We start from the raw sequence: 14,201 nt of genomic DNA on the forward strand, positions 1-14,201 counted from the left end.
CCGTGCCGGGCGCAAGACTCCCCCAACTACACGATTCCCGCAGATCCATGAGCGAAGCTACCGAAACCCCTTCCGTCGACGAAAACAAGTTGATCGCCGAGCGCCGCGAGAAACTCAAAGCGCTGCGCGGGCAGGGGATCGCGTACCCGAACGACTTCCGTCGCGAGGACTTCGCCGGCCAACTGCAGGACGAGTACAGCGACGCCGAAACCTGGACCGCCGAGGCCCTGGAAGCCAATGGCCGCCAGGTGCGCATGGCCGGACGCCTGATGGCCAAGCGCATCATGGGCAAGGCCAGCTTCGCCCAGATCCAGGACGAGTCCGGCCGCATCCAGCTGTTCCTGCAGGGCGCGGCCCTGGGCGATGACTACGCTGCCTTCAAGGGCTGGGACGTGGGTGACATCATCGCCGTCGAGGGCGGCCTGACCCGTACCCGTACCGGCGAACTGTCGGTCAAGGCCGCAACGATCCGACTGCTGACCAAGTCGCTGCGTCCGCTTCCGGACAAGTGGCATGGCCTGGCCGACGTCGAGCAGCGCTACCGCCAGCGTTACGTCGATCTGATCGTGACCCCGGAGTCGCGCGCGGTGTTCATCAAGCGCTCGAAGATCATCCGTGCCATGCGCGCGTGGCTGGACAACCGCGACTTCCTCGAAGTCGAGACGCCGATGATGCATTACATCCCCGGCGGTGCGGCGGCCAAGCCGTTCACCACCCACCACAACGCGCTGGACCTGGACCTGTACCTGCGCGTGGCGCCCGAGCTGTACCTGAAGCGCCTGACCGTCGGCGGCCTGGAGCGGGTGTACGAAATCAACCGCAATTTCCGCAATGAAGGCGTCAGCACCCGGCACAACCCGGAGTTCACCATGATGGAGCTGTACGAGGCCTACGCCACGTACAACGAGATCATGGACCTGACCGAAGGCGTGATCCGGGACGTGGCCAGGACGGTGAACGGCACGACCGAGGTGGAGTGGGACGGCGCGAAGATCGATCTGGGCCCGGCGTTCCGCCGCTGGCGGATGGACGAGGCCGTGCGGCACCACAATCCGGAGATCTCCGCTGCCGACTGCACCGACCGCGAAGCGCTGCTGCGGCACTGCGAGCGCCTGAAGATCAAGGTCAAGCCGTCCTACGGCTGGGGCAAGCTGCTGCTGGAGATCTTCGAAGCCACCGTCGAGCACACCCTGATCCAGCCCACCTTCATCACCGATCATCCGGTGGAGGTCTCGCCGCTGGCGCGTGCCAACGACAACGACCCCGGCTACACCGATCGCTTCGAGCTGTTCGTGAACGGCAAGGAGCTGGCCAACGGCTTCTCCGAGCTGAACGACCCGGAGGATCAGGCCCAGCGTTTCCAGGCCCAGGTGGCCGCCAAGGAGGGGGGCGATGACGAGGCCATGCACTACGACGCCGACTACATCCGCGCGCTGGAGTACGGCATGGCGCCGACCGGCGGCCTCGGCATCGGCGTCGACCGCCTGGTGATGCTGCTGACCGGCAGCAGCTCCATCCGCGACGTGCTGCTGTTCCCGTACATGCGTCCGGAGCACTGAGCCGGGGTTTTGTGACTCCCGTTTGTGCGCGCCGTCCCGAAACGGGACGGCGCAATTGACGTCTCTGGCACTCGGCGTATCGTAATTGCACTACCTTGACGCCGGCTATGGCTTGATCGGTGACGGGGAAGAGCGCAATGTGGAGAGCCCGCTTCACAATGTGACCACGATCATGAACCGGGACGCATGACACGGGAGTCAGTCCGATGCAGGGTGCCAGCGTGCGCAGCGGCAGCGTTTCCACGCCTGCTGATGACCAAGCGTGGTCGAGAAACCAGGCGGAGTACACGTTGAACATCGTCATCGTCGATGACCAGACCTCCGCGCGGACGATGCTGCGGCACGTCATCGAGGACATCGCGCCGGAACTGAGCGTGCATGACTTCGGCGATCCCCTGACCGCGCTGGCCTGGTGCGAATCGCACCCGGTCGACCTGCTGCTGCTCGACTACCGCATGCCGGAAATGGACGGGCTGGAATTCGCCCGCCGCTTCCGGCGCCTGCCCAAACATCGCGACATCCCCGTGATCCTGATCACCGTGGTGGGCGACGAGCCGATCCGGCAGGCCGCGCTGGAGGCAGGCGTGATCGACTTCCTGGTCAAGCCGATCCGCCCGCGCGAACTGCGGGCGCGCTGCTACAACCTGCTGCAGCTGCGCCAGCAGACCGAGAACGTGAAACAGCGCGCGCTGTCACTGGAACAGCGCCTGCTCGCCAGCATGCACGAGGTCGAGGAGCGGGAGCGCGAGACCTTGTCGCGATTGGCTCGTGCGATCGAGTTTCGTGACGCCGGCACCAGTGCCTACCTGGAGCGGATGGCCCGCGTGGCCGGGCTTATCGCCGAGCAGCTGGGCCTGCCGGAAGACGAGGTGCGGCTGATCGAGATGGCGGCGCCCCTGCACGACATGGGCAAGATCGCCATACCGGATGCGGTGCTGCTCAAGCAGGGCAAGCTCAATGAAGAGGAGCTGGCGATCATGCGCCGTCACCCGCGCATCGGCCATGAACTGCTCAGCGGCAGCCAGAACCGCTTCATCCAGGTCGGTGCGCTGATCGCGCTGCGCCACCATGAACGCTACGACGGCAGTGGTTACCCCGATGGGCTGGTAGGCGAAGCGATTCCACTGGAAGCGCGCATCGTTGCCGTCGCCGATGTCTTCGACGCCCTGATTTCCCCGCGTCCATACAAGGAAGCCTGGACGATGGAAGCAACGCTGGCCTATCTGTATGCCCAGCGTGGCCGCCTGTTCGACCCCCGCTGCGTGGATGCGCTGCTGCGGGGCCGCCAGCAACTGCTGGACATCTGCGCGCAGCACTCGACGGCCTCCACGCGACCGGGTGGATGAGATGCAGGACCTGTTCGCACGGCTGAAGCGCCGGCTGTCGCAGCGGCCCGACTCCGAGCACGGGCAGGTGATAGTGCGGATCGCGCTGATCTCGCTGATCCTGGTTTACGTACTGCTGTCCGGGGCCCGGATGCATCGCCTGGAGCAGTACCAGGGCGTGCTCGTGACCGTGCTGACCGGGCTGTCGATATCCCTGCTGCTGTTCGCCTGGTTGCTGTGGAAGCCGGGGCGCTCCGATGCGCGCAGGGTGGTCGGCATGGTCGCCGACTATGGGTTGATGACGGTCGGCATGGTGCAGATGGGCGAGCCTCTGGCCTGGGTCTATGCGGTGGTGATGTGGGTCACGGTGGGCAATGGCCTGCGCTTCGGCAACCGCTACCTGGGCGTGGCGATTGCCATGGCCCTGGTCAGCTTCGGTACCACCGTGCTGTTGACACCGTATTGGCGTGACAACCCCAGCCTGGCCGTGCCCCTGTGGCTGGGCCTGGTGGCGGTTCCGCTGTGCTGCTCCTCCCTGTTGCGACGACGGATGCGACATCCCCCCATGGACACTCCTGCCGTTGAATCCTCCCCGGCCCGGTCGCTGCTGGCCCGGGTGAAGCAACGGCTGTCCGGACGCGAGGACAGCGAGCACGCGCAGAACCTGATCCGCATCGTGATCACCGCGCTGTTCATCAGCTATCTCGGCTGGCGCTACCTGAGCGCGGGTGGCGAGACGCTGACCACGACGTGGCTGATCCTCGCCTTCGAGCTGGCCATCTCGGCGGGCCTGCTGGTGGCGATCCTGGTCGATCCCGGGGTGTCACACGTCCGCCGCGTGATCGGCATGCTGACCGACTACACCTGCATGGCCTGGATCATGACCATCCAGGGTGAGCCGGCAGCTCCGCTGTACGCGGTGATGCTGTGGGTCACGATCGGCAACGGCATGCGCTACGGCAGCACCTACCTGCGGGTGGCAACCGCAATGGGGTGTCTGGCTTTCCTGTGTACCGTGATGCTGTCGCCCTACTGGCGCAGCCACGACTACCTCGGCTGGGGCCTGCTGCTGGGCCTGGGCGCGATTCCGCTGTACTTCGATTCGCTGCTGCATGCCTTGACCCGTGCGGTGGCCGAAGCGCGCCAGGCCAACGAAGCCAAGAGCCGTTTCCTGGCGAACATGAGCCACGAATTCCGTACGCCGCTCAACGGCCTGGCCGGCATGACCGAAGTGCTGGCCACCACGCGGCTGGATGAGGAGCAGCGCGAGTGCCTCAGCACCATCCAGGCGTCCACCCGCAGCCTGCTGGCGCTGGTGGAGGAGGTGCTGGACATCTCGGCGATCGAGGCCGGCAAGGTCCGGGTGGAATGGCATGAGTTCGCGCTGGCCGACGTGCTGCAGGCGATCAACCTGATCCTCACCCCGCAGACGCGTTCCAAGTCATTGGAGTATCGCGTCGACGTGGACGACAACGTTCCGCCACGGTTGTTCGGCGACGCCCGCCATCTGCAGCAGATTCTGCTGAATCTGATGGGCAACGCGGTGAAGTTCACCGACAGTGGCTTCGTCCATCTGCGTGTCAGCAGCCATGACGAGCGTGGCAGCGAGCGTGCCCGGCTGCGTTTCGAGATCCTCGACAGCGGCATCGGCGTACCCGTGGCCCTGCGCAGCCGCCTGTTCAACGCCTTCGAGCAGGCCGACGTCGGCCTGGCCCGCCGCCATGAAGGCACCGGACTGGGTACGGCGATCGCCAAGGGGCTGGTCGAATCGATGGGCGGGCAGGTCGGTTACCTGCCGAACACCCCGCGCGGCAGCGTGTTCTGGGTGGAAATCGCGCTGGACGTGGCGCCGACGCCGGACGTGCAGGGCGAGCTGCCGGAGGGCGGCAACGTCATTGCGTTCTCCAATCCATTCCTGCGCCATCGAGCCCGTGTACGCAGCCTGCGGGTGCTGGTTGCCGATGACCATGCCGCCAACCGCATGGTGCTGCAGCGGTTGCTGGAGAAGGCCGGCCACAAGGTCACATGCGTCAATGGTGGGGTCGAGGTGCTCGACGCTCTCGAGCAGGCCAATTACGACGCAGCCATCGTTGATCTGCACATGCCCGGCATGAGCGGCCTGGACCTGCTCAAGCAGCTGCGGGTGATGCAGGCCAGTGGCCTGCCGTATGTGCCGGTGATGGTGCTCAGCGCCGATGTCACCCCGGAATCCATCCTGCGCTGTGAGCAGGCAGGTGCACGTGCATTCCTGGCCAAGCCGGTCGTCGCGACGCGTCTGCTGGAGGTGTTGGCCGATGTGGCCGCCAACACGCGTACCGAGCCGGGCATCCAGTCGGTACCGGCCATGGAGGTCGGTGACGGCGTACTCGACACCGCCGTGCTGGACGAGCTGGCGTCACTGGGCATGGGCGATGGCTTCGAACGCAAGTTCATCGACCAGTGCCTGGTCGATGTGGACGCGAGCATGGCGCAGATGCAGGCCTGTGGCGAGCGGCTGGACTGGGAGGACTTCCGCGAACACGCCCACGCCCTGCGTGGCGTGGCGAGCAACCTGGGCCTGGTCCAGGTTGCTGCCGCCAGTGGCGAGATGATGCGCATGGCCGACTGGCAATTGAAGGCCGAGTGGACAATGCGCCTGTCCAGCCTGGTAGGTGCACTGCGCATCGGCAGGAAAGCGCTGGCGTCCCGCGTCGCAGGCATCCAGCAACGCGACGACGGGGAACGCACGCCCTCCTGACCGCGAGGTCTGTCAGCCCGCCTCGCCATTGCGGCGGGCCTGGGCGCGGACCAGCCGGTCCATGGTCCGCAGCGACTTCTCGCCCAGCTGCATGGCGGTGTCGACCCAGATCTCGGTGATGCGCATCATTTCGTGCAGCGGCACCATGGTGGCGATCTCGTTCACTTCGCGCATCGCCGCCCAGGCGTGCGGAATGCGCCGGCTGTCCCGGATCACCTGTTCGACCGCCGCAACGCCTTCGCCCACCGGCACGACGACATCCACCAGGCCCATGTCCTTCAACTGCCGGGCGGTGAAGAGGTTGCCCTCCAGCATGATCTTCTCGGCCAGCCGCGGGCTGACCCGCTGGCACAGGAAGGAGTAGGCGCCCATGCCCGGGAACAGGTCGAACAGCACCTCCGGCAGTCCCATCAGCACGCCTTCTTCGGCGACGATGGTATGGCAGCTAAGCGCGGCCTCGAAGCCGCCGCCCAGTGCATTGCCCTGGACCAGCGCGATGCTGTGGGCGCGTGCGCCCAGCCCGGCGTGGAACGCATGCACGCCGCGCACGCAGCGCTGCGCATAGTCGAGCAGGCGGGCACGGTCGCCCTCGCGGATCAGCCGGCAGAACAGTTCCAGGTCGCCGCCCAGGTTGAATACGTCACTATCGGAGGCCAGGACCACGTGAGGCGAGAGAACGTGGGCGGCACTGAGACGGTCTCCCAGTTCACGCTGATAGTCGACGATGTCGTCTACCAGGCGTGAGGCAAAGCACGGGCGGCCCGGCTGGTTGACCAGGTTCGCATGCATGTGGATCCAGTAGACATCCCGTTCGGTTTCCTCGGTGATGCGCAGGGTCGGGTGCTGCGACGGGCGGGTGATGATAGGGCGTACTGCAGACATGGGTGTTCTCCGAGTGACCGTCCGGCCAACCGCAGAGCGGACGGAGAGATGGAATGTGAGGGAGTGGGCGGAACGTGCGGTGGCGAGTGATTCTATGCACCGCTCGTGAACCGCCTGCAAGCGGCCGCCGCCCGCGCTGGCCGCCAACGAAAAGGGCCCCGCCGTCGCCGGCGGGGCCCTGATCTGCGTCGAACCGTGGAAACCCTTACTGCGCGGGCGTATCGCGCAGCTCGCGACGGAGGATCTTGCCGACATTGGTCTTCGGCAGTTCCTTGCGGAACTCCACGATGCGCGGGTGCTTGTAACCGGTCAGATTTGCCCGGGCATGCTCCTTGACCATTTCGGCGGTCAGGTTCGGATCCTTCTTCACGATCACCACCTTGACCACTTCGCCGGACTTCTCGTCCGGCACGCCGACCGCGGCCACTTCCAGCACGCCGGGCATCATCGCGATGACGTCTTCGACCTCGTTCGGATACACATTGAAGCCGGACACCAGGATCATGTCCTTCTTGCGGTCGACGATGTAGAAGAAGCCCCGTTCATCCATCCTCGCCATGTCGCCGGTATGCAGCCAGCCGTCACTGTCGATCGCCTGGGCGGTCTCTTCGGGGCGCTGCCAGTAGCCCTTCATCACCTGCGGGCCCTTGATGCACAGCTCGCCCACCTCACCCAGCGGCAGGATGTTGCCGTTGTCGTCCTTGATGCACGCATCGGTGGACGGGATCGGCAGGCCGATGGAGCCGTTGTACTCCGGCAGGGTAAGCGGGTTGATGCAGGCGGCCGGCGAGGTTTCGGTCAGGCCGTAGGCCTCGACCAACGTCACCCCGGTAACCTTCTTCCAGCGCTCGGCCACAGCGCGCTGCACCGCCATGCCGCCGCCCAGGGTGAACTTCACCGACGAGAAATCGATCTCATCGAAACCGGGCGTATTGAGCAGACCGTTGAACAGCGTGTTGACGCCGGTGATGGCGGTGAAGCGCGTGCCCTTGAGCTCCTTGACGAAGCCCTTCATGTCGCGCGGATTGGTGATCAGGTGATTGCAGCCGCCGAACTTCATGAAGACCAGACCGTTCGCGGTCAACGCGAAGATGTGGTACAGCGGCAGCGCGGTGATGATCACTTCCTTGCCCGGCTCGATGCCGGAGGTCGACAGCCATGCCGAGGCCTGCTGCATGTTGGCGATCAGGTTGCGGTTGGTCAGCATCGCGCCCTTGGCCACGCCGGTGGTGCCGCCGGTGTACTGCAGGAACGCCACGTCGTCGTGGTCGATCTCGACCTCGGGCAGGGTGTGGCGGCTGCCGAGCTTGAGTGCCTGCTTGAAGCGGATGGCGCCCTTCACGTGATAGTTGGGCACCATCTTCTTGACGTACTTCAGCACGAAGTTGACGATCGCGCCCTTCGCGCCGAGCAGATCGCCCAGGCCGGTGGTGACCACCTGCCTGACCGGCGTGTCGGCGATGACCTGCTGGACGGTATCGCCGAAGTTGTCGACCACCACCAGCACCGAGGCGCCGGCGTCGACCAGCTGGTGCTTGAGTTCGCGTGCGGTATACAGCGGGTTGACGTTGACCACGGTCAGGCCCGCACGCAGCACGCCGAAGGTGGCGACCGGGTACTGCAGGCAGTTGGGCATCATCAGGGCGACGCGGTCGCCCTTCTTGAGCTTGAGCTCACCCAGCAGGTAGGCCGCGAACTGGTCAACCAGCGCATCGGTCTCGCCATAGGTGAGGACCTTGCCGAAACTGGAGTAGGCGGGGCGGTCGCGGTACTTGGCGACGGAGGCGTCGAAGACGGAGGCTACCGAATGGAATTCGTTGACGTCGATCTCGGCGGGAACGCCTTTCGGATAGCTCTGCAGCCAGGGACGATCCAGACTCATATTCCCCCTCCAGGAATCGTGATTGTTGGGTCCGACCCTGAGCGTACTGACAGCGGCCGGTCATTGCAGCATACCCCGCCGTAGGGGAAACGCGAAGAGGGCATCGCGCGACGGCCTGTGCGATCGCGTCAAATGCCGCCGGGCATGGCCCCGCGCCACCGAACTGGCAGCGCTGGGCCATGCCCGGCGGGTGTTTCAGGGTGCGTGCGGTGCTCAGCCCTGCCTGCGCACCGGCGCACCATTGGCCTTGTAGTAGGGCGCGGTGCTGCGGGGCAGCGGCGCACGGCCGCGGATCACGTCGGCGAGCTTTTCGGCGATCATGATGGTCGGCGCGTTGAGATTGCCGGTCACCACCTGCGGCATGATCGAGGCGTCGACGATGCGCAGGGCCTCCAGACCATGCACGCGGCCCTGGCCGTCCACCACCGCCATCGGATCATCGGCGTGGCCCATCTTGTTGGAGCAGGACGGGTGGTATGCCGTTTCAGCATGCTCACGGACGAACGCGTCGATCTGCGCATCGGTCTGCAGTGCACTGCCCGGCGAAATCTCGCGGCCGCTGTATGGAGCCAGTGCCGGCTGCGCGAAGATCTCGCGGGTGATGCGGATCGCCGCGCGGAACTCGCGCCAGTCCTGGTCGTGCGACATGTAGTTGAACAGGATGCTCGGATGCTCGCGCGGATCCTTGGAGCGGACATGGATGCGGCCCCGGCTGGGCGAGCGCATCGAGCCGACATGCATCTGGAAGCTGTGTGCCTTGATCGGATTGGACCCGTTGTAGTTGATGGCCACCGGCAGGAAGTGATACTGCAGGTTGGGCCAGTCGAACTCGGCATCGCTGCGGATGAAGCCGCCGGCCTCGAACTGGTTGCTGGCGCCGATACCGGTGCCCAGGAACAGCCATTCAGCGCCGATTGCCGGCTGGTTGTACAGCTTCAGCGCCGGCGCCAGCGAGACCGGCTTCTTGCATTCGTACTGGAGATACATCTCCAGGTGATCCTGCAGATTGGCGCCGACGCCCGGCAGGTGATGCACCAGGTCGATGTCGAGGCTGCGCAGCAGATCGGCCGGGCCCACGCCGGAGCGCTGCAGGATCTGTGGCGAGGCGATGGCGCCGCCGCACAACAGCACCTCGCGGCGGGCAGTGGCACGCTGCGGCTGGTCGTTGCGCAGCCACTGCACACCCACCGCGCGCTTGCCGGAGAACAGGATGCGGTCGGTCAGCGCGTGGGTGACGATGGTCAGGTTCGGGCGCGGCCTGGCCAGATCCAGATAGCCGCGGGCGGTGCTGGAGCGGCGGCCCTTCGGCGTGACCGTGCGGTCCATCGGGCCGAAGCCTTCCTGCTGGTAGCCGTTGAGGTCATCGGTGCGCGGATAGCCTGCCTGCACGCCGGCTTCAACCATGGCTGCGAACAGTTCGTTGTTGCCGGCCTTGGGGGTGGTCACCCGCAGCGGGCCATCGCCCCCGTGGTAATCGTTGGGGCCGATGTCGCGGGTCTCGGCCTTGCGGAAGTAGGGCAGGCAGTCCAGATAGGTCCAGTCGTCCAGGCCGGGCATGCTCGCCCAGTTGTCGTAGTCCATCGCGTTGCCGCGGATGTAGCACATGCCGTTGATCAGCGACGAACCGCCCAGGCCTTTGCCACGGCCGCAGTCCATGCGGCGGTTGTTCATGAAGGGCTCTGGATCGGTCTTGTAGGCCCAGTTGTAGCGCTTGCCCTGCAGCGGAAACGCCAGCGCCGCCGGCATCTGGGTGCGGAAGTCGAGCCGGTAGTCCGGGCCACCCGCTTCCAGCAGCAGTACGCTCACATCGGCATCTTCGGTCAGGCGGGTGGCCAGCACGTTGCCGGCCGAACCGGCGCCGATGATGATGTAGTCGTACTCGTTATGGGTGCTCATGGTTGTTCTCCTTCAGGCCGGGACACGCTGCAAACAGGCGTCCCGGCGGAATGTCGGATCGGCGCGGTGGCCGGACGAGGGGCGCGGCTCAGAACACGCTGGCGTAGTCGCCCAGTTCGACCTGCACCGACTTGATGCGGGTGTAGTGGCCCAGGGTCGAGAGGCCGTTCTCGCGGCCGACACCGGACTCCTTGTAGCCACCCACCGGCATTTCGGCTGGCGATTCGCCCCAGGTGTTGATCCAGCAGATGCCGGCTTCCAGGCGATGGATGATGCGGTGGGCGCGGCTGATGTCCTTGCTGACCACGCCGGCGGCGAGGCCGAAGGTGGTGTCGTTGGCGCGGCGGACCACTTCATCTTCGCTGTCATAGGCAAGGATGCTCATGACCGGCCCGAAGATCTCTTCCTTGACGATGGTCATGTCGTCGCGGCAGTCGGAGAACACGGTCGGCAGCACATAGGCGCCCTGGGCCAGCGTGCCGTCGGTGGCACGGCCGCCGCCGATCAGCAGGCGCGCGCCTTCGGTCTTGCCGGTTTCGATGTAGCGCAGCACGTTCTCCATGTGCGGGAAGCTGGTCAGCGGGCCGAAGTTGGTGTCCGCGGCCATCGGATCGCCGATGCGGATGCGCTTGACGCGCTCGACCACGGCGGCCTCGAACGCGGCCAGCATGCCGCGCGGCACAAACACGCGGGTGCCATTGGTGCACACCTGGCCGGAGCTGAAGAAATTGGCCATCACCGCGATGTCGGCGGCGCGGTCGAGATCGGCGTCATCGCAGATCACCAGCGGCGATTTGCCGCCCAGTTCCATGGTCACTTCCTTCAGCGAGGAGGAGGCGGCTGCAGCCATCACCTTCTTGCCGGTGGCCACGCCGCCGGTGAAGGAGATCTTCTCGATCACCGGATGTTCGGTGAGCCAGTTGCCGATTTCGCGACCGGGGCCCTGCACGACATTGAACACGCCGGCCGGCACGCCGGCTTCGGTGTAGATCTCGGCAAGCCGGATGGCGGTCAGCGGCGTGACCTCGGACGGCTTGAACACCATCGCATTGCCGGCGGCCAGCGCCGGCGCCGACTTCCACAGGGCGATCTGGATCGGGTAGTTCCAGGCACCGATGCCGGCGACCACGCCCAGCGGTTCACGGCGGGTGTAGAAGAAGCTGGATTCGCGCAGCGGCAGCTGGATGCCTTCGATGGCGGTCGCCAGGCCGGCGTAATACTCCAGCACATCGGCGCCGGTGACGATGTCCACCGTGGTGGTTTCCGCCAGCGCCTTGCCGGTATCGAGCGTTTCCAGGCGGGCCAGTTCGTCATTGCGCTCGCGCAGGATCTCCACGGCGCGGCGCAGGATGCGCGAACGTTCCATGGCGGTCATTGCCGCCCATGCCTTCTGGCCTTCGGTGGCGCTTTCGACGGCGCGTTCGACGTCGGCCTGGCTGGCGACCTGCACCTCGGCGATGACCTCACCGGTGGCGGGGTTGACCGTGGCGAAGGTCTTGCCGCTGGTGGCATCGACCCGGCGGCCATGGATGTAGAGCTGTTGGACGGGCAGGGTGGTCATGGGGCGTACTCCTCGAAAGGGGGCGGGAAGCTGAAAGCGCTTATAGCGCGTCGGCCTGCAACTGGAAGTCGATGTAGCCGTAGGCGATGCGTCGGGCCTTGTCAGCATCGAAGGCGCCGCCGACCAGGCTGCCGCGCAGCCAGAGGCCATCGATCATCGCGGCCAGGCCGCGGGCGGCGAGGCGTGCCTGTGGGCGTGGCAGCACGCGGTTGAACTGGTGGCACAGGTTGGAGAACAGGCGCTGGTCGTTGGCATGCTGCAGGCGCGCCAGTTCCGGCTGGTGCATGCTCGCGGCCCAGAAGGTGAGCCAGACACGCATCGCGGTGCCATTGATCTGGCTGTCATCGAAGTTGCCATCGACGATGGCGCGCAGCTGGTCGCGGGGATCGTCGCCGACCCCGGCCCGGCAGCGGGCGACCGCGTCCCGCAGTTCGCGCAGGATCTGCCGCATCGCAGCGTTGAGCAGGCCGTCCTTGTCGCCGAAGTAATGGGCGACGATGCCGCTGGACAGCCCGGCCTTTCTGGCGATGGTGGCGACGGTGGCATCGGCCATGCCCATTTCGTCGATGGTCTGGAAAGTGGCCCGGATCAACTGTTCGCGACGGACCGGCTCCACGCCCTTCTTCGGCATTGTCTCTCCACGGATTGCGACCCGAGGCGTCGGGTTGGCCATCATTATGCTTTTTATTGATTGAACGTTCAATCAATAAACCCTAGGATGCGCTCGCGCCCCACGCCATGGGCCCGGTTTCCCGGTCCGGCCCCGCCCATGTGCTCCTTCGGACTGATGAGACGATCCCATGTCTTCCCAGGCTCACCCCAAGCGCTCGCCCCTGCGCTTGAACCGCTTTGTCTTCCTCAGCTCCTCGGTGTCGATCGGCATTCTCGGGCTGCTCACCGTCCTCTATCCCGATGCCAGCGAGCACTGGCTGCAATGGGCGCAGGCCGAGGTCTCGGCTGCGTTCGGCGCGTGGTACATGCTGCTGGTCGTGCTGTGCCTGGGATTCGTGCTGTGGCTGGCGTTCTCGCCCTATGGCCGTATCCGCCTGGGCCACAACGAGGAATCGCCGGCCTTCGGCTACGTCGCGTGGGTGTCGATGCTGTTCTCGGCGGGTATCGGTATCGCACTGCTGTACTACGGTGCCTATGAGCCGCTGGACCATTTCCTCAACCCGCCGGGCCAGCCGGGCGGCACGGTGGCGGCCGGGCGCGAGGCGATGGTGCTGACCTTCCTGCACTGGGGCCTGCATGGCTGGGCGCTGTACGCGCTGGTCGGGGTGGCGCTGGGCTATTTCGCCTATCGCCGCAACCTGCCGCTGGCATTGCGCTCGGCGCTGTATCCGATCTTCGGTGAGCGCATCCATGGCCGCATCGGCGACATGGTCGATGGCTTCGGCATTCTCGCCACGCTGATCTCCATGGTCACCAATCTCGGCATCGGTGCGCTGGTGGTGCAGTCCGGCCTGGTCTATCTGTTCCACATCCCGGACACACCGCAGGTGCTGGTCGCGATCGTGCTGGTGATGATGGTGGTGGCCACCATCGGCGTAGTGGCGGGGGTCGAGAAGGGCATCGCCTGGCTGTCCAACCTCAACGTGCGCCTGTTGTGCGCGCTGTTGCTGTTCGTGCTGGTTACCGGCCCGACCCTGCATCTGTTCGATGGCCTGGTGCAGAACACGGGCGACTATCTCGGCGCATTCGTGCGCAAGAGCTTCGACATGTATCTCAACGATCCGCAGGGCCGCGCCTGGATGGGTTCCTGGACGCTGTTCTACTGGGCGTGGTGGATCGCCTGGGCGCCGTTCGTGGGCCTGTTCGTGGCACGCATCTCGCGCGGCCGCACCATCCGCGAGGTAGTGATGGGCGTGCTGTTGATACCGCTCGGCTTCACGCTGGCGTGGCTGTCGATCTTCGGCAACACCGCCATCGACCTGGTGCTCAACCATGGCCAGGCGGTGCTGGGGCAGGTGGCGCAGCACGATGCAGCGATGACCCTGTTCAAGCTGCTGGAGTACCTGCCCGGCGCACCCTATGTAGCCGGTGCCGCAGTGGTGATCGGTTTCGTACTGTTCCTGACCCCGGTCGATTCGGGCACGCTGATGATCGCCAACCTGTGCACCCGCCGTGTCGACGACGGGGTGGAGGATGGTCACGATGCGCCGATCTGGCTGCGCGTGTTCTGGGCGGTGGGCATCACCGTGGCCAGCATCGGCCTGCTGCTGGCGGGCAACTTCAGCGCGATGCAGACGGCCGTGGTCCTGTGCGGTCTACCGTTCTCGTTCACCCTGGCGTTCTACATGCTGGGCCTGCTGCGCGCATTGCGCACCGATCCGGACGCGCCGCGGCGCTGAGCGCACTG

The 14,201-nt window shown here is 65.8% G+C and carries 9 protein-coding genes; 4 read left to right on the plus strand and 5 right to left on the minus strand.

The genetic code is table 11. From position 1 onward, the window contains the following. Nucleotides 1-47 precede the first annotated feature (47 nt). The 3 genes from lysS (at nt 48) to N7367_RS09800 (ending at nt 5,621) form a co-directional block, all read left to right on the plus strand. A complete protein-coding gene (gene lysS / locus N7367_RS09790) occupies nt 48-1,559 on the plus strand; it encodes a lysine--tRNA ligase (protein WP_053520221.1) in 1,512 nt (503 codons plus the stop codon). A 206-nt stretch (nt 1,560-1,765) separates the two neighbouring features. Beyond that, complete coding sequence (locus tag N7367_RS09795; protein WP_053520222.1) at nt 1,766-2,905, plus strand: two-component system response regulator; 1,140 nt, start codon at nt 1,766-1,768, stop codon at nt 2,903-2,905. Between the two features lies 1 nt (nt 2,906). Then, on the plus strand, nt 2,907-5,621 hold the full coding sequence (locus N7367_RS09800; RefSeq protein WP_279942279.1) for a response regulator: 2,715 nt from the start codon (nt 2,907-2,909) through the stop codon (nt 5,619-5,621). A 12-nt stretch (nt 5,622-5,633) separates the two neighbouring features. Here the strand turns inward: N7367_RS09800 and N7367_RS09805 are convergent, their stop codons facing one another. The 5 genes from N7367_RS09805 to betI form a co-directional block, all read right to left on the minus strand. Next, entirely contained in the window at nt 5,634-6,503 is an 870-nt protein-coding gene (locus tag N7367_RS09805; protein ID WP_053520223.1) for a crotonase/enoyl-CoA hydratase family protein, read from the minus strand. A 205-nt stretch (nt 6,504-6,708) separates the two neighbouring features. Then, nucleotides 6,709-8,385, minus strand: a complete 1,677-nt coding sequence (locus tag N7367_RS09810) for a long-chain fatty acid--CoA ligase (RefSeq protein ID WP_279942280.1) — start codon at nt 8,383-8,385, stop codon at nt 6,709-6,711. A gap of 213 nt (nt 8,386-8,598) precedes the next feature. Next, on the minus strand, nt 8,599-10,281 hold the full coding sequence (gene betA, locus N7367_RS09815) for a choline dehydrogenase (RefSeq protein WP_053520386.1): 1,683 nt from the start codon (nt 10,279-10,281) through the stop codon (nt 8,599-8,601). Nucleotides 10,282-10,369: 88 nt separating this feature from the next. After that, nucleotides 10,370-11,842: a betaine-aldehyde dehydrogenase gene (gene betB / locus N7367_RS09820; protein ID WP_279942281.1), complete on the minus strand. Its 1,473-nt coding sequence runs from the start codon at nt 11,840-11,842 to the stop codon at nt 10,370-10,372. A 40-nt stretch (nt 11,843-11,882) separates the two neighbouring features. Then, the gene (gene betI, locus N7367_RS09825; RefSeq protein ID WP_053520388.1) at nt 11,883-12,473 is read right to left on the minus strand and encodes a transcriptional regulator BetI; all 591 of its coding nucleotides are present in this window, start codon (nt 12,471-12,473) and stop codon (nt 11,883-11,885) included. A 169-nt stretch (nt 12,474-12,642) separates the two neighbouring features. Between betI and N7367_RS09830 the strand changes: the two genes are divergently transcribed. Next, nucleotides 12,643-14,193: a BCCT family transporter gene (locus N7367_RS09830; RefSeq protein ID WP_111186107.1), complete on the plus strand. Its 1,551-nt coding sequence runs from the start codon at nt 12,643-12,645 to the stop codon at nt 14,191-14,193. Nucleotides 14,194-14,201 lie beyond the last annotated feature (8 nt).

Source organism: Stenotrophomonas sp. GD04145 (assembly GCF_029835135.1).
GTDB classification, from domain to species: domain Bacteria; phylum Pseudomonadota; class Gammaproteobacteria; order Xanthomonadales; family Xanthomonadaceae; genus Stenotrophomonas; species Stenotrophomonas maltophilia_P.

Bases quoted from the DNA above. Each gene is read 5' to 3' on its own strand.
- N7367_RS09800 (WP_279942279.1), top strand. From the start codon at position 2,907: ATGCAGGACCTGTTCGCACGGCTGAAGCGCCGGCTGTCGCAGCGGCCC.
- lysS (WP_053520221.1), top strand. From the start codon at position 48: ATGAGCGAAGCTACCGAAACCCCTTCCGTCGACGAAAACAAGTTGATC.
- betI (WP_053520388.1), bottom strand. From the start codon at position 12,473: ATGCCGAAGAAGGGCGTGGAGCCGGTCCGTCGCGAACAGTTGATCCGG.
- betA (WP_053520386.1), bottom strand. From the start codon at position 10,281: ATGAGCACCCATAACGAGTACGACTACATCATCATCGGCGCCGGTTCG.
- N7367_RS09795 (WP_053520222.1), top strand. From the start codon at position 1,766: ATGCAGGGTGCCAGCGTGCGCAGCGGCAGCGTTTCCACGCCTGCTGAT.
- N7367_RS09805 (WP_053520223.1), bottom strand. From the start codon at position 6,503: ATGTCTGCAGTACGCCCTATCATCACCCGCCCGTCGCAGCACCCGACC.
- betB (WP_279942281.1), bottom strand. From the start codon at position 11,842: ATGACCACCCTGCCCGTCCAACAGCTCTACATCCATGGCCGCCGGGTC.
- N7367_RS09810 (WP_279942280.1), bottom strand. From the start codon at position 8,385: ATGAGTCTGGATCGTCCCTGGCTGCAGAGCTATCCGAAAGGCGTTCCC.
- N7367_RS09830 (WP_111186107.1), top strand. From the start codon at position 12,643: ATGTCTTCCCAGGCTCACCCCAAGCGCTCGCCCCTGCGCTTGAACCGC.